General features: G+C 34.5%; 15 protein-coding genes. 11 read left to right on the top strand and 4 right to left on the bottom strand.

Translation table 11 applies throughout. The features are described 5' to 3' along the window. The first annotated feature begins 141 nt into the window (after window positions 1-141). The 3 genes from BUB89_RS14520 to uvrB all read left to right on the top strand — a co-directional run bounded on the left by BUB89_RS14520 (window position 142) and on the right by uvrB (window position 4,364). On the top strand, window positions 142-1,431 hold the full coding sequence (locus BUB89_RS14520; RefSeq protein WP_073246264.1) for a nucleoside hydrolase-like domain-containing protein: 1,290 nt from the start codon (window positions 142-144) through the stop codon (window positions 1,429-1,431). A 59-nt stretch (window positions 1,432-1,490) separates the two neighbouring features. Beyond that, on the top strand, window positions 1,491-2,069 hold the full coding sequence (locus tag BUB89_RS14515; protein WP_073246262.1) for a YdeI/OmpD-associated family protein: 579 nt from the start codon (window positions 1,491-1,493) through the stop codon (window positions 2,067-2,069). Window positions 2,070-2,372: 303 nt separating this feature from the next. Then, window positions 2,373-4,364 carry an excinuclease ABC subunit UvrB gene (gene uvrB, locus BUB89_RS14510; RefSeq protein WP_073246260.1) on the top strand — a complete coding sequence of 664 codons (1,992 nt, stop codon included), beginning with the start codon at window positions 2,373-2,375 and terminating at the stop codon, window positions 4,362-4,364. On the opposite strand, the gene BUB89_RS14505 is transcribed toward uvrB, so the two are convergent. Further along, complete coding sequence (locus BUB89_RS14505) at window positions 4,361-4,765, bottom strand: hypothetical protein (RefSeq protein WP_073246258.1); 405 nt, start codon at window positions 4,763-4,765, stop codon at window positions 4,361-4,363. The two genes, uvrB and BUB89_RS14505, sit on opposite strands and share 4 nt — an antisense overlap. A gap of 319 nt (window positions 4,766-5,084) precedes the next feature. Between BUB89_RS14505 and BUB89_RS14500 the strand changes: the two genes are divergently transcribed. The 5 genes from BUB89_RS14500 to BUB89_RS14480 all read left to right on the top strand — a co-directional run bounded on the left by BUB89_RS14500 (window position 5,085) and on the right by BUB89_RS14480 (window position 9,052). Next, window positions 5,085-6,095 (top strand): dipeptide epimerase, encoded by a 1,011-nt coding sequence (locus tag BUB89_RS14500; RefSeq protein WP_073246256.1) that lies wholly within the window; start codon window positions 5,085-5,087, stop codon window positions 6,093-6,095. Between the two features lie 6 nt (window positions 6,096-6,101). Further along, window positions 6,102-7,127 (top strand): aminotransferase class I/II-fold pyridoxal phosphate-dependent enzyme, encoded by a 1,026-nt coding sequence (locus BUB89_RS14495; protein WP_073246254.1) that lies wholly within the window; start codon window positions 6,102-6,104, stop codon window positions 7,125-7,127. Window positions 7,128-7,181: 54 nt separating this feature from the next. Beyond that, a complete protein-coding gene (locus tag BUB89_RS14490) occupies window positions 7,182-7,649 on the top strand; it encodes a DUF1456 family protein (RefSeq protein WP_073246252.1) in 468 nt (155 codons plus the stop codon). Window positions 7,650-7,712: 63 nt separating this feature from the next. After that, window positions 7,713-8,564: a helix-turn-helix domain-containing protein gene (locus BUB89_RS14485; protein ID WP_073246250.1), complete on the top strand. Its 852-nt coding sequence runs from the start codon at window positions 7,713-7,715 to the stop codon at window positions 8,562-8,564. 89 nt (window positions 8,565-8,653) lie between these two features. Beyond that, entirely contained in the window at window positions 8,654-9,052 is a 399-nt protein-coding gene (locus BUB89_RS14480; protein WP_073246248.1) for a GlcG/HbpS family heme-binding protein, read from the top strand. 63 nt (window positions 9,053-9,115) lie between these two features. On the opposite strand, the gene BUB89_RS14475 is transcribed toward BUB89_RS14480, so the two are convergent. The 3 genes from BUB89_RS14475 to sucC all read right to left on the bottom strand — a co-directional run bounded on the left by BUB89_RS14475 (window position 9,116) and on the right by sucC (window position 11,633). Then, window positions 9,116-9,457 (bottom strand): hypothetical protein, encoded by a 342-nt coding sequence (locus tag BUB89_RS14475; RefSeq protein WP_073246246.1) that lies wholly within the window; start codon window positions 9,455-9,457, stop codon window positions 9,116-9,118. Between the two features lie 323 nt (window positions 9,458-9,780). After that, entirely contained in the window at window positions 9,781-10,119 is a 339-nt protein-coding gene (locus BUB89_RS14470; RefSeq protein WP_073246244.1) for a hypothetical protein, read from the bottom strand. Window positions 10,120-10,439: 320 nt separating this feature from the next. Further along, window positions 10,440-11,633: an ADP-forming succinate--CoA ligase subunit beta gene (gene sucC, locus BUB89_RS14465; RefSeq protein WP_073246242.1), complete on the bottom strand. Its 1,194-nt coding sequence runs from the start codon at window positions 11,631-11,633 to the stop codon at window positions 10,440-10,442. Window positions 11,634-12,056: 423 nt separating this feature from the next. Between sucC and gltB the strand changes: the two genes are divergently transcribed. From gltB to lysA, 3 genes are all read left to right on the top strand, one after another. Then, the gene (gene gltB / locus BUB89_RS14460) at window positions 12,057-16,571 is read left to right on the top strand and encodes a glutamate synthase large subunit (protein WP_073246240.1); all 4,515 of its coding nucleotides are present in this window, start codon (window positions 12,057-12,059) and stop codon (window positions 16,569-16,571) included. 4 nt (window positions 16,572-16,575) lie between these two features. Then, window positions 16,576-18,030, top strand: coding sequence for a glutamate synthase subunit beta (locus BUB89_RS14455; protein WP_073246237.1), 1,455 nt, complete (start codon window positions 16,576-16,578; stop codon window positions 18,028-18,030). Between the two features lie 208 nt (window positions 18,031-18,238). Then, a complete protein-coding gene (gene lysA / locus BUB89_RS14450) occupies window positions 18,239-19,459 on the top strand; it encodes a diaminopimelate decarboxylase (protein ID WP_073246235.1) in 1,221 nt (406 codons plus the stop codon). Window positions 19,460-19,474 lie beyond the last annotated feature (15 nt).

Raw genomic sequence — 19,474 nt, 5'->3', positions numbered from 1 at the left:
GCTTTCATTTTAAATTGAATTGGCGGGAAACTCTAACAAAAATCACTTTCGAATATTTTCGATTTATTTCTTTTATTTTCTATTTATTCAAAAATAAGCTATATTAGCGAAGCTTAATTAGATAATTATTTTTTGAAAATCATGAAAAATCCAGTTTTAGTAGCCTTATTTTGTTTAATTCATACTCTAATTTCAGCACAAAATCCTGTTCCTTCAAAACCCCGAATCTTAATAAGTACGGATATTGGCGGAACAGATCCTGACGATAATCAGTCCATGGCGCACTTGCTCATGTACAGTGATTTGTTTCAGTTTGAAGGACTCGTTTCCTCCCCTTCTTATGGGGAAGGCATTAAAGAAGAAATCTTCAGAATGATTGATCTCTATGAAAAAGATTTGCCCAAACTCCGTAAGCATAATAAAAACATGGCGTCTCCGGACTATTTGCGTTCTGTTACCAAACAAGGACGTAAAGGAAATGCTCCTTTTTCCGGCTATACCACCGCAACCGAAGGTTCGGAATGGATTATTAAATGTGCTAAAAAACAAAGTGAGCAACCGTTATGGATTTTAGGCTGGGGCGGATTGGAAGATATCGCTCAAGCCTTGCATGATGCACCGGAAATTCAACATAAAATCAGAATTTACTGGATAGGTGGTCCTAATAAAAAATGGAGTGCCAACAGTTATGCTTATATCGCTAAAAATTTTCCCAATTTATTCTTTATCGAAGTAAACTCCAGTTATTATGGTTTCTTTTCTAATAATACAGAACCCGACACCATCAATAGTTCCAATTATTATGACCGTGTGATTAAAGGAGCCGGTCATTTAGGAATGGATTTTAAAAAATATTACGACGGAGAAATTAAAATGGGTGATTCTCCATCCCTTTTTTATATGATGGATGGCAACCCTGAAATCCCTTCAAGAGAAAGTTGGGGTGGCAGTTTTGAAAAAATCAGCTACAGTCCCAGAACCATTTACAATCAAACTACTACCTTACAAGATACGGTAGCCTTTTGTTCCATTATTGAATTGCATTTGAAAGGACCTGAAACAGCAATTCCATCAGATTCTGTATGTTTTTGGATGGAAATTCCGTACGGGGAAACAGTCCAAAAATGGCCTGGGTATTATCTGGGTAATGGAGATTATACTATCAGATACATCCCTAAAAAAGCAGAAAATTTGCAGTATCGCATTACTTCGGAAATTGCTGAAATCAATGGATTGGAAGGAGCTATTGTAGTTAGTAATCTATGGCCGGGGAAAACGCATCCTACCGATTATCCATTAGGAAATAACTGGTACAGCGACAAGGCAGATCCTGACTTATATGACGGAAAAATTCAGGGTGCTAAAACAGTTTTAAAATGGAGAGAAGTCCTATTAGATGACTGGGCAAAACGCTGGAACTGGCTAAAATAATGTATAAAAACTTTTTTTAATTTTATCAAAAAATAATTATTCGCTTCAAAACAAAAATTATGAATCCTAAAGTAATCCAATTTTTAAGCAAAGCAAAAAAGTGGCAGGACGAAATGACACTTTTAAGAGAAATAATTACAGAATGTGATTTAGAAGAAGATTTTAAATGGATGCATCCCTGCTACACGCTGAATAATGCCAACATAGTATTGATTCACGGATTTAAAGACTATTGCGCACTACTTTTTTTTAAAGGTGTTTTAATGAAAGATGAAAAGGGAATACTGATTCAGCAAACGGAAAATGTTCAGGACAGGAGACAGCTCCGTTTTAAAAACACAGCAGAAATTGAAAAATTAGAATCGGTAATCAGGGAATACATTCAGGAAGCCATTGCTATTGAAAAAGCAGGACTTAAAGTTGTCATGAAAACCACGGCTCAATACCAGATGCCGGAAGGATTCCAAACCGTTCTGGAAGATATGTCCGAACTTAAAGAAGCATTCTATTCCTTAACTCCGGGACGTCAAAAAGCCTATTTATTGTATTTTTCATCAGCCAAACAAGCTAAAACCCGTGAAGCCCGAATTGAAAAATACATTCCAAAAATTCTGGACGGAAAAGGGCTGGATGATTAACATGTAGCTATATGAAATTAATTGGAAAATTTATCTTTTTATTTTTTACAATATATTTATTGATTCCCTATTGTATAGCAATAAATGAAAAAATACAAAGACCCGAATTTAAAAACCTTTCTACGAAGGAATTTATATATCTTGGCTTAATCCTTAACATTTTGATTACGATTAATATTTATTGGCTAGTCTCTTTTTATAAAAAGAAAAAATAAGCCAGCTTTTTATGCCGTTACCATCAATCTACTTTATTGCCAATAAACTTTGTAACTTTGCAACTTCAAACTTTGCAATAAAAAATAAATGAAATTCCAAGTCGTATCGGATTACCAACCTAAAGGAGACCAACCCCAGGCAATTGAAAAATTAGCTCAGGGTATTGAAGCTGGTGAAAAATTCCAAACCCTTCTTGGGGTAACGGGATCCGGTAAAACCTTTACGGTGGCCAATGTAATTCAGGAAGTACAGCGTCCCACTTTGGTTTTGGCACATAATAAAACTTTAGCTGCCCAATTGTATTCCGAGTTCAAACAGTTTTTCCCCAATAATGCGGTGGAATATTTTGTTTCTTACTACGATTATTACCAGCCCGAAGCTTTTATGCCTGTAACAGGAGTTTTTATAGAAAAAGATTTGTCCATCAATGAAGAGCTGGAAAAGATGCGTCTGAGTACCACTTCTTCCCTGCTTTCAGGACGAAGAGATATTCTGGTAGTCGCTTCCGTTTCTTGTTTGTATGGTATTGGAAATCCTGTAGAATTTCAAAAGAACGTTATTGAAATTCGCAGAGATCAGGAAATTTCACGCACCAAATTATTGCATTCTTTAGTACAAAGTTTATATTCCAGAACAGAAGCCGACTTTACTCCCGGGAATTTCAGAATAAAAGGGGATACTGTCGAAGTTTTCCCCAGTTATGCTGATGATGCGTATCGAATCCATTTCTTTGGCGATGAAATTGAGGAAATTGAATCATTTGATGTACAATCTTCCAAAGTCATTGAACGATTTGATAAGCTCACTATTTATCCGGCTAATATGTTTGTGACTTCGCCTGATGTGTTGCAAGGTGCTATCTGGGAAATTCAGCAGGATTTAGTCAAACAAGTGGATTATTTTAAAGAAATAGGCAAGCATCTGGAAGCCAAAAGACTGGAAGAAAGAACCAATTTTGACCTGGAAATGATTCGGGAACTGGGTTATTGTTCCGGTATCGAAAATTACTCCCGTTACCTCGACGGGCGACAAGCAGGTACAAGACCATTCTGTCTATTGGATTATTTTCCGAAGGATTATTTAATGGTTGTTGACGAAAGTCACGTTACCTTATCTCAGGTTCATGCTATGTATGGCGGCGACAGAAGCCGAAAAGAAAATTTAGTAGAATATGGTTTCCGACTTCCGGCTGCGATGGACAACCGTCCGTTGAAATTTGAGGAATTTGAAGCCATGCAAAATCAGGTAATTTATGTATCAGCAACACCTGCTGATTATGAATTACAAAAAAGTGATGGTGTTTATGTCGAACAAGTGATTCGCCCAACCGGTTTATTAGATCCCGTTATCGAAATTCGTCCCAGCCTGAATCAGATTGATGATTTGATTGAAGAAATCCAGCAGCGTTGCGAACTGGACGAACGTGTTTTAGTCACTACTTTAACCAAAAGAATGGCGGAAGAACTAGCAAAATATTTAACTAAAGTAAGTATTCGTTGCCGTTACATTCATTCGGATGTGGATACACTGGAACGCATCGAAATCATGCAGGATTTAAGAAAAGGACTGTTTGATGTATTAATTGGTGTCAATTTATTACGGGAAGGACTCGATTTACCTGAAATTTCTCTTGTTGCTATTTTAGATGCAGATAAAGAAGGATTTCTGCGTTCACACCGATCTCTTACACAAACTATCGGTCGTGCTGCCCGAAATTTAAATGGAAAAGCCATTATGTATGCTGATAAAATTACGGCAAGTATGCAAAAAACCATTGATGAAACGGAATACCGCAGAACAAAACAAATTAATTTCAATATTGCTAATAATATTATTCCGCAGGCATTGAATAAGAAAATTGATAGTGCTTTTACTAAAAATCCTTTAGTAGAATACGAACTGGGTCACGTGATAAACTCAGCAGCCGAACCCGTAAATGAATATTTATCAAAAGACGAAGTAGAAAAACGCATTCGCGAGAAGCGTAAAGCTATGGAAAAAGCAGCAAAAGAACTGGACTTTATGCAAGCCGCTAAATTACGTGATGAAATTAAGAAACTACAGGATCAACTAGCTTAATACGCTGATTCATCGTGAAAAATATTCCACAAAGTATCGTCAGAAATAGTAGTATTAGGTGCATTTTTCATTTTTTTCAATAACAACCGTACAGCATCTGTGTCTAATCCCATACTAATGGCAATATGAATAATTAAATCCGGATCCTGTTTGTATAAAATTCCATCATTCTGAAAAAACACCACTAACTGATAAAATTGTTTAATTCGGTGCAGTTTTAAATTATCTGGTAATGGCGGCAATTCCTGACCGAGTAAATCGATGAATCCTCCTTTTTCAAAATTTAGTTCATTGGCAATTAAAAATAAAAAATCATAGCCTTTTTTACTCAATTCACCATCAACTATTGCAAAGGCAATCATCTCTAAAAGTAATTTCTTCTTTTCTTCACACGTATCCATATCATAAATAATTTTAGCTAAAATATCATTTTTTATGATAATAACCCAAAGAAAGTTCCATTATTAAACAATTTAATTGAAAAATCACATTTTTTTACTCGCTAAAAAAGTTAAAAAATAGTCAGATATTAAAATATTTTAACTTTTAGTTTCAAAAAAACCAATGTCCAAAACCTTCTTTTACAGAAAACACTTTTATCAATATTCTTTTTTGTGATATAAGCAAAATGAGATTAAAAAAATCCGAAAATCAAAATTCTGTTATTTGGTTAAAAAATATTCATTTTTATAGCTTAATTTTATCATCAAACGCACTATTATGGAATTGATCATCAAAGAATACGAGCTACAATTAAAGCATACTTTTACGATTTCCAGAGAATCGATTGATATTCAGCCCTCGTTAATTGTTCAATTAAAAAGCGGTGGATGCTCAGGATATGGTGAAGCAACTTCTAATCCTTATTATAATATTAGTGTATCCATGATGAAACAGGATTTAGAAGCGATCCGGACTCTTATTGAGTCTGCTGAAGATGAAACTCCTGAGGAATTCTGGGCAAAAGTATATCCTTATTTAAAACAGGATATGTTTGCTTTATGCGCATTAGATATGGCTTACACCGATTTATATGCCCGAAAGAAAGGACAAAAACTTCATGAACTCTGGGATTATAATATCGAAAAAAATCCTTTGACAAACTACACCATCGGAATTGATTCTATTGATAAAATGGTCGATAAAATGAAAGAATTGCCATGGCCCATTTATAAGATAAAATTGGGCACCAGCGAGGATATTGCCATTGTAAAAGCATTAAGAGAACATACTGATGCGGTTTTTAGAATCGATGCTAATTGCGGATGGGGAATTGAAGAAACACTAAATAATGCTGTAGAATTAAAAAAACTGGGAGTCGAATTTCTGGAACAGCCCTTAAAAGCAGATGACTGGAAAGGACACGAAATAATTTTCAAACATTCAGTTTTACCGGTTATCGCTGATGAAAGTTGTATTGTAGAACAAGATGTTTCTAAATGTTACAATCATTTTCATGGTGTCAATATTAAATTAGTAAAATGTGGCGGTTTAACTCCTGCCCGAAGAATGATTCAACAAGCCAAAAAATTAGGATTAAAAACAATGGTGGGCTGCATGACGGAATCTTCTGTGGGTATTTCGGCAATTGCACATCTTTTACCTGAGCTGGATTATGTAGATATGGACGGAGCGCTGCTTTTATCGGAAGATATTGCTAACGGAGTACAAATTGAAAATGGAATTATTGGATATTCTAATTTAAATGGAACAGGAGTTGTTCTCAAATAACAATTAATGAAAGTAACACAATTTCCGGATCGGATTTTAAAAACTGACGGAGAAAAATATTTATATTTTGGCGGTACCGCTTATTTAGGCTTACCGCCAAATAAAAAATTTCAAAAAATCCTTTTTAAAAATATTGTCCGATGGGGAACTGCTTACGGAAGTTCCAGAAATGCCAATATTAAATTGACTGCTTATGAAAAAGGAGAAACTTTTTTAGCACAATTCATCCAGACCGAAGCGGCTCTTACGGTTTCATCCGGAATGCTGGCGGGTCAATTAGTGCTTACTACTTTAGCATCTCAAACAGATGTATTCTATCATTTTCCGGATACGCATGTTGCTATAACTCATAAAAACAGTCTTCCGTTTTTTATAAACAACCAATTAAATCCCCGTTTATTAGACGCAAATTCTGAAAAGATTACCATTCTTACCGATGCTGTTAGTACTAATGCTGTTACAGCAGTCGATTTTTCTGTTTTGGAACCAATTTCGAAGCATAAAGAAATAACCGTAGTCATTGATGAATCCCATTCACTGGGAATTTTGGGTTCAAATGGCGGCGGAATTTATTCGACAATACAACAGCCCAATATCAAACGAAAAATTCTGGTTTCATCTTTAGGGAAAGCCATGGGATTGTCAGGCGGTGTGATTGCAGCCGATGCAGCTTTTATTTCGAAAATAAAAACAAACGATACATTTGTATCCAGTGCGGGAATGAATCCGGCTTTTGTAAAAACTATTGCTGATGCAAAAAAGCTGTATTTTGCTCAAAACAAAAAATTAAAAGAAAACCTGAATTATCTGGATTCCAAATTGATTTCAAATCCCAATATTCTTTTTGACAAAAATTATCCTGTGATTTATCCCCGAATTGAAAACATCAACAGCATTTTAGCTTCTGAAAAAATTATTATCACTCATTTCAAATACACCTCAGAAACGGATTATCTCAACCGGATTATAATTACAGCAAATCATAAAAAGAAGGATTTAGACAAAATAATAAAAATCCTCAATCAATACTAAAATGAAAGTGATAAGCTAATGTCATAAAAACGTACCTTTGTAAAAAATACAAAAATGACAAACAACGATATTTTTAAAAAATTACGCGTAGCCTTAATGTTACGTGACGACCAAATTGTAGAAATACTGGAATTAGTTGATTTCAGAATTTCCAAATCAGAATTAGGTGCTTTTTTTCGTGACGAAAAACATCCTAATTATATGGAATGTGGCGATCAGGTATTGCGCAATTTCCTCAATGCATTAGTAATTCATTTGCGAGGAACTAAAGAAAATCCTAAAAATCCGAAAGATGTTTTAGCAAAACACAAATCGGAGATTCCTAAAAAAGACAGCACAAAAGAACGATCAGAATTTAAAGCGACTGCTAAAGATGATGAAAAAAGCAGAGGAGATCAAAAACCTTCCAAATCAGGTTCCGGGGCTAAAAAACCTTTTAAGAAAACCAATTCAAAAGCAACTCCAAAAGTGCAGGTCGTAGAAAAAGTAAAGTTCAATAACGGTAAAAACAAAAAATCTTAAGTTGAAACTTAAGATTTTTTTGTTTGGAGATAAATTCTTTATATTTATCTCAAAACCAACCCAATGAACATACTTCAACTACCCGAAAAATTTATTAACAGTAAAAAACCAATTCCTGATTTATTTGCTTTTGACTATATCATGACTACCGATATTATTAACCGTAAAGCCAATGTAAACCTTAATTTATTCAGCTTTTTACAAACCGGTCAAAAGAAAATTAACTTTGCTGACACTTCCATTACTATAAATGAAAACCAATCTGTATTAATAAAACCAGGCAATTGTTTGTTCACCGAATTACTTTTAGAAGAGCAAACTTATTTTTGTAAACTTTTCTTCTTTTCTCAAAACAGCCTGGAATCTTTTTTACTTAAGCATAAATCTAATTTTGATTTTTCGAAAAAAGGTCACACTGAAAACCCGTTTTTTATAATCGAAAATGACACTTATATCAAATCGTTCATACAATCACTTTCGACTTTAATGTCGATAGAAACGGAGTTATCACAAGAATTATTCAGAATTAAATTTGAAGAAATTCTACTGTACCTTATTTTAAAATACAAACACTCTTTTATTTCTTTTCTGCATTCTCTAATCATCAGTGAAAACAAGACTTCGTTTAAAAATGTAATTGAGAACAATGCTATTTCGAATCTAAAAATGGAAGAAATTGCTTTTTTATGCAATAAAAGCCTTTCTACTTTTAAGCGTCATTTTATAACTGAATTTCAGGAAAATCCGGGAAAATGGATTCAAAGGAAAAGATTGCTTTACGCCAAAGAACAATTAGAAGATAAAAAATGTAAGCCCTCTGATATTTATGCCGAAATTGGTTATACCAGTTACTCTAATTTCAGTATCGCTTTTAAAAACGAATTTGGTATTAATCCAAAAGAAATCCAAAAATGACCTTTATTCATATTTTTTTGACCCTTTAGAATAACTATATCAAAATCAATTAGTTTAATTTTATAGTTATAACCAAAAAAAACAGAAAAATGAATATCACACTTAAACAAGCCGAGGCTGTAATAGCTTCCGCAAAAAGCAAAGCAATTGAATTAAATACTAAAATGAACATTTGTGTTGTCGATTCAGGAGCTAATCTGGTAGCATTTGCACGAATGGATGGTGCATGGCTGGGATCTATTGACATATCATTAAAAAAAGCAAAAACAGCACGTTTTTTTGACATGAACACCGGTGTAATTGGAGGTTTATCACAACCCGGTGAATCTTTATACAACATTGAGCATTCCAATGGCGGATTGATTACTTTTCCCGGAGGAATTCCAATTCATGATAAAAATGGGGTAATTATTGGAGCAATTGGTGTAAGCGGAAGTTCTGTAGAAAACGATCATACCGTTGCCGCAGCAGGTTTAGATGCATTTTAATTAAAAAAAAATCCCATTTGCCTCTGCAAATGGGATTTACTTTCTATAATTTACTACTTTCATTTATTTAGTGAATTTTACCAGAAAAACAAGTCCTTTACCAGCTTCCAATTCTGCTGTGGATAATTTTTGATAATTCAACGTGTTTTTAATGAAATAGTTTAGACTTTCATTAGTCGTATTGGTACTCATCACCACAATTTCGTGATTTTCATTAATTGCGATTCTCACCTTTACTAAAACGTCCTGATCTAATCCTGTAAATGTTGGATAGCTATTAAGCATTTTAGTGATTTCCTTGTACGTTTCATTTAAAGAAGCAGTTGGATTACTAGGTGATTTCTCTGCTGCAAATGCTGCTGTTAAAAATAAAGTAACGACAGCTGATAGAATTAGTTTTTTCATGATTTCTTAGTTTTTAATTAGAATTAAATTGTTTCAAGATTTCATTGTAAAAGTAGCAAAAACCATTATCCAAAAAACACTTAAATCACTGATACAGTAAGTTTTACGAGACACAAAATATTGTAGCACAAAAAATAGAAGCCCAATAAAAAAAAACAACAATATTTTCACTATTCACATTAAAATAGCTTTTTCGTAGAAAAAAAATTAGTCAAAACAGTGAAATTAACTAATTCTTTGCGGATAATTTATCTAAAAAACGTCTAGAACGACAAAATCCCGGATTCACACCCGGGATTTTTTACTTTTTTTAGTTTAAAAAATTACTTGGTAAACTTCACCAGAAAAACAAGTCCTTTCCCTACTTCTAATTCATCAGCTAACAGCTTTTGATAATTTAAAGTATTCTTGATGTAGTAGTTCAATTCTTCATTTGTTGTATTAGTATTCAATACTACAATTTCATGTTTTTCATTAATTGCGATTTTCACCTTTACAACAACGTCCTGATCTAATCCTCCAAAGTTGGGATACGTATTCAACATTTTAGTCAATTCTCTGTAAGTCTCATCAAAATTTTTTGCTGTATTAGGAGACTTATTAGCAGCAAATGCTGTACTCATAAACAAAGTAACAATAACAGATAAAAATAATTTTTTCATGATTTTAGTTTTTAATTACAGTTCAAAATTACTACTGTTTTCCAACATAAAAACCACAAAAACAATTACTTAACCTAATCATAAAAGGGATTCTTTTTTATTTTTTATCAGGTATGAAAAGTATCCGCTCAAAAAATAGGAGCTCTGTAAAAATGAAGAACTAATTTTTAATTAATCGTATAAAAACAGGAAAAACAGTAAATAAAAAACACTAATCAGCCCGATAATATTAAATTAACACAACTTGTAAATTATAAAAACAAAAAAAATCCTGTCTCGAAAAAACGAGACAGGATTTCAATATATAACTAAGTTTCTTATTAAGAAAGTGCAGCTTGTACCTGATCAGCAGCTTCCTGGAATTGCACTGCAGATAAAATTGGCATACCAGAATTATCAATTAATTCTTTTGCAATTTCAGCATTTGTACCTTGCAAACGAACAATGATTGGCACTTTAATAGCGTCTCCCATGTTCTTGTAAGCATCAACAACCCCCTGAGCAACACGATCACAACGAACGATTCCTCCAAAGATGTTAATTAAAATCGCTTTTACGTTTGGATCTTTAAGGATAATACGGAAAGCTGTTTCTACACGTTTAGCATCAGCAGTTCCACCTACGTCAAGGAAGTTAGCCGGCTCAAAACCTGCATATTTAATTAAATCCATAGTTGCCATTGCAAGACCTGCACCGTTTACCATACAACCTACAGTACCGTCAAGATCTACATAGTTCAATCCTACTTCTTTAGCTTCTACTTCAATTGGATTTTCTTCAAGAATATCACGCATTTCAGAATAAGCTTTTTGTCTGTACAAAGCGTTATCGTCGATATTTACTTTAGCATCAACAGCTAAAATTTTATTATCAGATGTTTTTAAAACCGGATTGATTTCAAACATAGAAGCATCAGAACCAATGTAAGCTTTATAAAGAGCATCGATGAATTTCACCATTTCTTTAAAAGCATTTCCTGATAGACCTAAGTTAAAAGCAATTCTTCTTGCCTGAAAACCTTGTAATCCAACAGTAGGATCAATTTCTTCAGTAAAAATTAAATGTGGAGTATGTTCAGCCACTTCTTCAATATCCATTCCACCTTCAGTAGAATACATAATCATGTTGCGACCAGTAGCTCTGTTCAATAAAACAGAAACATAAAATTCAGAAGTTTCAGATTCTCCAGGATAGTAAACATCTTCAGCAATTAAAACTTTGTGTACTTTTTTACCTTCTGCAGAAGTTTGAGGAGTGATTAATTGCATTCCGATGATTTCGCTTGCAACTCCTTCTACTTTATCGATTCCTTTAGCAAGTTTCACCCCACCTCCTTTTCCACGTCCACCGGCGTGAATTTGGGCTTTTACAACGTACCAACTTGTTCCAGTTTCGGTAGTTAATTGTTTTGCAGCAGCAACAGCTTCAACCGCATTATTCGCAACGATTCCGCGTTGAACGCGCACTCCGTAGCTTGCTAAAATCTCTTTTCCTTGATATTCGTGTATGTTCATAATATAGAATTTGTCTGGATTCTGAATTTATTTCAAAATATGAGTGCGACAAAAGTAGCAAAAATGAACTTAATTCTGAAATCTTTTTAGTGATTTAAAATATCTTATAAATAAAGTTAAAAAAAAATGCTTTTGCGTTCATTTTTTCAGCAAAAAAAAGATTTTATAGCGAAAAAAAGAGCAAACTGACGTTTTTACCTTAAATTTTACAATATTGGTTTTAAAAAAATCAGAAATAATTGTCAAAATATGCCCTAAAAAACAAGAGTATATTAACGATTTGTTAATACATGACGTAAATAATGCAATTATTATTATTTATTATACATTTTTCTATTATTCCTGTAAAAGTAGCTCATAATAGCCTCAATGAATGGATTATATTTAATGAAATATCTATTTTTGTAGAAAAAATTATCAAGCATGAAACTTAAAGAACAAGGCCTTTATTTGCCAGAATTCGAGCATGAAAACTGTGGAGCTGGTTTTATTTGCAACCTTAAAGGTGAGAAAACGAATCAAATTATACACGACGCATTAGAAATTCTAGTAAAACTAGAGCACCGTGGTGGTGTGAGTGCTGACGGAAAAACGGGAGATGGAGCGGGACTTTTGATTGATATTCCTCACGAATATTTCAATAGAGTTTGTGATTTCAAATTACCAGCTCCTCGTGAATATGCTGTGGGAATGGTGTTTTTACCTAAAATCCAAAATCAATACGTTTTTTGTAAAGACATATTTGAAAAAGAAATTAAAGCACAAGGTCTTACTATCTTAGGATGGAGAGAAGTTCCTGTTGATTCTACTCAGTTAGGAGAAATTGCTTTGGCATCTGAACCTACTATTGAGCAAATCTTTGTGGGTCAGAGTGAATCTCTTGATGAAGCTACTTTTAAAGCTAAATTGTATGCTGCCCGTAAAATTACAGAACACACTATTGCTAATTCTAAAATATCGCAAAGTTCTTATTTCTACGTTCCTAGTTTATCAACTACTACCTTAATATATAAAGGTATCATTATGCCTGAGGATATTGGGCCTTATTATACTGACTTACAACAAACGGATTTAGTTACCCGTTTAGCGTTAGTTCATCAGCGTTTCTCTACCAATACAATGCCTACATGGGAATTATCCCAACCATTCAGATACATGTGTCAAAATGGTGAGATCAATACTTTAAGAGGTAACGTAAGCAGAATGCGTGTGCGTGAAGAAATCATGAAAAGTGATGTCTTTGGACCACAAATAGAAAAATTATTCCCAATCATTCTTCCAGGTAAGTCAGATTCCGCTTCTATGGATATGGTTGTTGAATTATTAACACATACAGGACGTTCATTACCTGAAGTAATGATGATGATGATTCCGGAAGCATGGGAAAAACATAAAACCATGTCTGACGAAAGAAAAGCTTTCTACGAATACAATGCCTGTATCATGGAGCCATGGGACGGACCAGCATCTGTACCATTCTCTGACGGAGATTATGTAGGAGCTTTATTAGACCGTAATGGTTTAAGACCTTCCCGTTATACTGTTACTAAAAGTGGCAAATTGATTATGGCATCAGAAATTGGTGTTGTAAATGTTGAGCCGGAAGATGTGGAAAGTCATGGTAGATTAGAGCCGGGGAAAATGTTCCTGGTAAACATGAACGAAGGGCGTATTATTAATGATGAGGAAATCAAAAGCAAAATTGTTTCTGAAAGACCTTATCAGGAATGGTTGAACCAATACCGTTTGAACCTGAAAGATGTTCCTACTACAACTAAAGCTTGTCCGATAGAAACTATCGATTTAAAAACCAGAGAGCGTTTATTCAATTATACATTAGAGGATATTCAGGATATGATTACTCCAATGGCTCAGGCTGGAAAAGAAGCTTTAGGTTCTATGGGTATTGACACACCTCTTGCTGTATTATCAGACAGACCTCAATTAATTCCTAACTATTTCAAACAATTATTTGCTCAGGTAACTAATCCGCCTTTGGATGGTATTCGTGAGGAAATTGTAACTGACATTAGTTTAGCTCTAGGTCAGGACAGAAATATTTTTGATATTTCAAGCAAACAATGCCGAAAATTAAGAATTCAGAATCCGGTTATTTCTAACGATGACTTAGAAAAAATCAGAAATATTGATATTGATCATTTCAAAGCAGAAACTATTGAAATCTTATATCCAAAAGATAAAGGTTTAAATGGTTTAGAAAATGCTTTAGAAGATATTATTATCCAAATTACAAAAGCAGTTGAAAGAGGAACTAACATCATTATCTTATCTGATAGAGGTGTAAACAAAGAATTTGCTCCAATTCCTGCATTATTAGCTTGTTCGTATGTAAATCACCAAATGAACCGTTTACGCAAACGTTCTTATTTTGATATCATCATCGAATCAGCTGAACCACGTGAACCACACCATTTTGCAACATTATTTGGTTACGGAGCAAGTGCTATCAATCCTTATATGGTTAATGAAATCATTCGCGTACAAGTACAGGAAGGATTCATCACCGGCATTAGCGAGCAAAAAGCTGTTGACAACTTCAATAAAGCAATTGGTTCAGGTATTCTAAAAATCATGAACAAAATTGGGATCTCTACATTACACTCGTACAGAGGTTCTCAAATTTTCGAAATTGTTGGTTTCAACTCTAAATTTGTTGAAAAATACTTCCCTTACACTGCATCAAGAATTGAAGGTATCGGATTGTATGAAATAGAAAAAGAAATAAACGAAAGATATCAGTATGCTTACCCGGATGTATTAGTTCCTAACCGTTTAGGATTAAACATTGGAGGAGAATACAGATGGAGACGTAACGGGGAAAGACACATGTTTAACCCTACTACTATTGCTAAATTGCAACAGGCAGTACGTTTAAGCGATCAGGACAGTTATGATGTTTATGCAAAAACGGTAAACGATCAGGCTAAAAATTTAATGACTATTCGTGGTTTATTCGAATTTGATAATCTGGATCCAATTCCATTAGACGAAGTAGAACCATGGACGGATATCGTAAAACGTTTCAAAACAGGAGCGATGTCTTACGGATCTATTTCAAGAGAAGCACACGAAAACTTAGCTATCGCTATGAACCGTATTGGAGGAAAATCTAATTCAGGTGAAGGTGGAGAAGACAGAACTCGTTTCCAGCCGGATGTAAACGGTGACAGTCGTAACTCGGCTATCAAGCAAGTAGCTTCCGGACGTTTTGGAGTAACTTCTCACTATTTATCCAGTGCAAAAGAGATTCAGATTAAAATGGCTCAGGGTGCAAAACCTGGAGAAGGTGGACAATTACCAGGTGAGAAAGTATTGCCTTGGATTGCATCGGCTCGTAACTCAACTCCTTTCGTAGGATTGATTTCGCCGCCGCCTCACCACGATATTTACTCTATTGAGGATTTAGCACAATTAATCTTCGATTTGAAAAACGCTAACAGAGAAGCACGTATCAACGTGAAATTAGTTTCTGAAGTTGGTGTTGGAACAATTGCTGCCGGTGTTGCTAAAGCAAAAGCTGACGTAGTATTAATTGCAGGTTATGATGGTGGTACAGGAGCTTCTCCATTAACATCATTGAAACACGCAGGTCTTCCTTGGGAACTTGGATTAGCTGAAGCACAACAAACTTTAGTATTAAACAACTTAAGAAGCCGTATTGTTGTAGAATGTGACGGACAGTTAAAAACAGGTCGTGACGTAGCTATCGCTGCTTTATTAGGTGCTGAAGAATTTGGTTTTGCTACTGCTCCACTTGTAGCTTCTGGATGTATCATGATGCGTAAATGTCACCTGAATACTTGCCCTGTAGGTATTGCTACTCAGGATAAAGAATTGCGTAAAAACTTTAAAGGAACACCTGAGCACGTTATTAACTTCTTCTATTATGTTGCAGAAGAGTTAAGAGGTATCATGGCACAACTTGGATTCAGAACATTGGAAGAAATGATTGGTCAAACACATAAAATCAATTCTAACAAAGCCATTACACATTATAAAGCAAGAGGATTAGACTTATCTTCTATCTTACACAGACCGGACAAGTACAAATACATGACCGTTCGTAATACAGAAAAACAAGACCACGGATTAGAAAACGTAATGGATTTCCAAATCCTGAAAGATTCTCACCGTGCTTTGTACAGAAAAGAAAAAATGACTTTAGAATATCCTATTAAAAATACGGACCGTTCAGTAGGTGCTATTGTTAGTAACGAAATTTCTAAAATCTACGGACACTTAGGTTTGCCGGAAGATACTTTAAACATCAACTTTACAGGTTCTGCAGGACAAAGTTTAGGAGCATTTAGTGCACACGGATTAACTTTTACTGTTGAAGGAAATACAAATGATTATTTAGGAAAAGGTTTATCCGGAGCTAAATTAATCATCAAGAAACCTGCAAAAGCAACATTTGTTGCCTCAGAAAACATCATCGTAGGTAACGTTTGTTTATTTGGAGCTATCGAAGGAGAAGCATTCATCAACGGTATTGCCGGAGAACGTTTTGCAGTTCGTAACTCAGGTGCTACAGCGGTAGTTGAAGGTGTGGGAGATCACGGTTGCGAGTACATGACTGGAGGAAAAGTAGTCGTTCTGGGTAAAACAGGAAGAAACTTTGCTGCAGGTATGAGTGGTGGTATCGCTTATATTTATGATCCTCAGCACAAATTCAAAAATGGTTTATGTAATACTGAAACCATCGAATTTGAAACAGTTGAAGGAAACGAAGCTGACGAATTAAAACATTTAATCGAAAGACACGTAGCGTACACAAACAGTACAAAAGGTATCGAATTATTGAGTGATTGGAATACAAGCTTAGAAAATTTTGTAAAAGTAATGCCTACAGAGTACAAAAAAGCATTAAAGCGTTTGGAAACTGAGGTACAAATGGTAGAAGAATTAACAGCATAATACAATGGGAAAAGTAACAGGTTTTAAAGAATTCGAAAGAAAAGATGAATCATACACAGCAGTTCAAGAGCGTGTAGGACATTATAAAGAATTTACAGTTCCTTTGAGTGAAGCTGAAATTACGAAACAAGGATCACGTTGTATGGATTGTGGTATTCCTTTTTGCCACAGTGGATGTCCATTAGGGAATTTAATCCCTGATTTCAACCACATGGTACACCAGGGTGAATGGCAAAAAGCTTCCTGGATACTACATTCAACAAATAACTTCCCTGAATTTACAGGACGTTTATGTCCGGCACCATGTGAAAAAGCATGTGTATTAGGAATTATTGCTGATCCGATTTCTATTGAAAATATAGAAAAAAATATTGTGGAGCGTGCCTTTGCTGAAGGATGGATTAAACCTCAGCCGCCAAAAACAAGAACTGGAAAAACAGTTGCTGTTGTTGGTTCAGGTCCTGCAGGTTTAGCAGCTGCACAACAATTAAACAGAGCAGGTCACACTGTTACTGTTTTTGAAAGAGACAACGCTATTGGTGGATTATTACGTTACGGAATTCCTAATTTCAAAATGGAAAAGGAAATTATCGACCGTAGAGTTGCTATTTTGGAAGCAGAAGGAATCACTTTTAAAGTAAATACTAATGTTGGGGTTAACTACTCCATAGAAGATTTAAAAGCATTTGATTCTATCGTTCTTTGTGGTGGTGCTACTGAAAGAAGAAGCTTACCTACTCCGGGTGCTGATGCAGACGGTGTTGTTCAGGCAATGGATTTCTTAACACAACAAACTAAGGTTGTTTTTGGAGAGAAAATTGAAAACCAAATTATGGCTACCGGTAAAGATGTAATCGTTATTGGTGGTGGAGATACAGGTTCTGACTGTGTAGGTACATCAAACCGTCACGGAGCAAAATCAGTAACTAACTTTGAGATTATGCCTAAACCACCAGTGGGAAGAAGCGAATCTACTCCATGGCCTTTCTGGCCTTTACAGTTAAAAACTTCTTCTTCTCACAAAGAAGGTGTTGAAAGAAACTGGTTAATCAATACTAAAGAATTCATTAAAGATGCTAATGGTAAATTAATCGCTTTAAAAACGGTTAATGTAGAATGGAAAATGGTTCCGGGACAACGTCCTGAATTAATCGAGATTGAAGGTTCTGAAAAAACATGGCCTTGTGATTTAGCTTTATTAGCACTTGGATTTACAGGTCCAGAGAAAAACTTAGCAGAACAATTAGGTCTTGAAACTGATTTTAGAAGCAATTACAAAGCAAACAACTACCAAACAAATGTTCCTAACATATTTACTGCGGGAGATATGAGAAGAGGACAATCATTAATTGTATGGGCAATCTCTGAAGGTCGTGAAGCTGCCAGAGAAGTTGATTTGTATTTAATGGGAACTACTAACCTTCCTACTAAAGAAGGCGGAGACTTACCTCCATTGTAGTACTTAATAACTTAAAAAGAAGGCTATCCGAAAGTAATTTCAGGTAGCCTTTTTTGTTTTGGGATAATTCACACTCTCCTTTTGTTCAAAAAATAATAATTACAACGTTGTATGTTTATTTTAAAACAATTTGTTACAATTTGTTAGAAATATTTTTATCTATTGTGGTATCAATAAAGAATAATAAATTTGTGTAAAAATAATAGCAATGCAATCAAAAGACTTACTTCAATTAGCAGAACAATTTGGCAGCCCATTATATGTATATGATGCCGAAAAAATAAAATCACAGTACAATAGATTAACGAAAGCTTTTTCTAAAGTAGAAAAACTACGTATCAACTATGCTATGAAGGCATTGTCTAACGTTTCTATTCTTCAATTATTAAGAGAATTGGGATCTTGCTTAGATGCTGTTTCCATTCAGGAAGTACAATTAGGACTTCACGCAGGTTATTCTCCTGATCAGATATTCTTTACTCCAAACGGTGTTTCTCTTGAAGAAATTGAAGAGGTACACGCTTTAGGAGTTCAAATCAATATTGATAATTTATCTATCCTGGAGCAATTTGGTACAAAACATCCAACAGTTCCTGTATGTATCCGAATCAATCCTCACGTTATGGCGGGTGGAAACGAAAACATTTCAGTAGGACATATTGATAGTAAATTTGGTATTTCAGTACATCAATTGCCACACTTAGTACGTATTGTAGAAAATACAAATATGAACATCGTGGGTATTCACATGCATACGGGTTCTGATATTTTAGATATCGAAGTATTCTTGTATGCTGCTGAAATTTTATTTGATGCTGCCAGAAATTTCAAAAACCTTGAGTTCTTAGATTTTGGTAGTGGATTTAAAGTACCTTACAAAAAAGACGATATCGAAACTGATATTGAAGAATTAGGTAAAAAATTATCGAAAAGATTCAATGCTTTTTGTGATGAATACGGTAAAGAATTAACGTTGATTTTTGAACCAGGGAAATTTTTAGTGAGTGAGGCAGGTTATTTCTTAGCGAAAGTAAACGTAGTAAAACAAACTACTTCTACTGTTTTTGCAGGAATCGATTCCGGTTTCAACCATTTGATTCGTCCTATGTTTTACGGTTCACAACACCATATCGAAAACATTTCGAACCCAAAAGGTAAAGAGCGTTTTTACTCTGTGGTAGGATACATTTGTGAAACAGATACTTTTGCAAGCAACCGCAGAATTCAGGAAATCGCCGAAGGTGATATTCTTTGTTTCAGAAACGCAGGAGCTTATTGCTACTCTATGTCTTCTAACTACAATTCAAGATACAAACCAGCTGAAGTATTATGGATTAACGGAGAAGGACATTTGATCAGAGCTCATGAAACTTTCGAAGATTTATTAAAAAATCAAATTCCATTGCCGGAATCGGTTGTAAACCAATAAATACAAAAATTAAAA

The organism is Flavobacterium flevense (genome assembly GCF_900142775.1).
In the GTDB taxonomy this organism is placed as follows: domain Bacteria; phylum Bacteroidota; class Bacteroidia; order Flavobacteriales; family Flavobacteriaceae; genus Flavobacterium; species Flavobacterium flevense.
Note: the sequence above shows the minus strand (reverse complement) of the source record. Positions and strands in the feature narration are given on the sequence as shown.

Bases quoted from the DNA above. Each gene is read 5' to 3' on its own strand.
- gltB (WP_073246240.1), top strand. From the start codon at position 12,057: ATGAAACTTAAAGAACAAGGCCTTTATTTGCCAGAATTCGAGCATGAA.
- BUB89_RS14500 (WP_073246256.1), top strand. From the start codon at position 5,085: ATGGAATTGATCATCAAAGAATACGAGCTACAATTAAAGCATACTTTT.
- BUB89_RS14475 (WP_073246246.1), bottom strand. From the start codon at position 9,457: ATGAAAAAACTAATTCTATCAGCTGTCGTTACTTTATTTTTAACAGCA.
- sucC (WP_073246242.1), bottom strand. From the start codon at position 11,633: ATGAACATACACGAATATCAAGGAAAAGAGATTTTAGCAAGCTACGGA.
- uvrB (WP_073246260.1), top strand. From the start codon at position 2,373: ATGAAATTCCAAGTCGTATCGGATTACCAACCTAAAGGAGACCAACCC.
- BUB89_RS14470 (WP_073246244.1), bottom strand. From the start codon at position 10,119: ATGAAAAAATTATTTTTATCTGTTATTGTTACTTTGTTTATGAGTACA.
- BUB89_RS14485 (WP_073246250.1), top strand. From the start codon at position 7,713: ATGAACATACTTCAACTACCCGAAAAATTTATTAACAGTAAAAAACCA.
- lysA (WP_073246235.1), top strand. From the start codon at position 18,239: ATGCAATCAAAAGACTTACTTCAATTAGCAGAACAATTTGGCAGCCCA.
- BUB89_RS14495 (WP_073246254.1), top strand. From the start codon at position 6,102: ATGAAAGTAACACAATTTCCGGATCGGATTTTAAAAACTGACGGAGAA.
- BUB89_RS14480 (WP_073246248.1), top strand. From the start codon at position 8,654: ATGAATATCACACTTAAACAAGCCGAGGCTGTAATAGCTTCCGCAAAA.
- BUB89_RS14505 (WP_073246258.1), bottom strand. From the start codon at position 4,765: ATGGATACGTGTGAAGAAAAGAAGAAATTACTTTTAGAGATGATTGCC.
- BUB89_RS14520 (WP_073246264.1), top strand. From the start codon at position 142: ATGAAAAATCCAGTTTTAGTAGCCTTATTTTGTTTAATTCATACTCTA.
- BUB89_RS14455 (WP_073246237.1), top strand. From the start codon at position 16,576: ATGGGAAAAGTAACAGGTTTTAAAGAATTCGAAAGAAAAGATGAATCA.
- BUB89_RS14515 (WP_073246262.1), top strand. From the start codon at position 1,491: ATGAATCCTAAAGTAATCCAATTTTTAAGCAAAGCAAAAAAGTGGCAG.
- BUB89_RS14490 (WP_073246252.1), top strand. From the start codon at position 7,182: ATGACAAACAACGATATTTTTAAAAAATTACGCGTAGCCTTAATGTTA.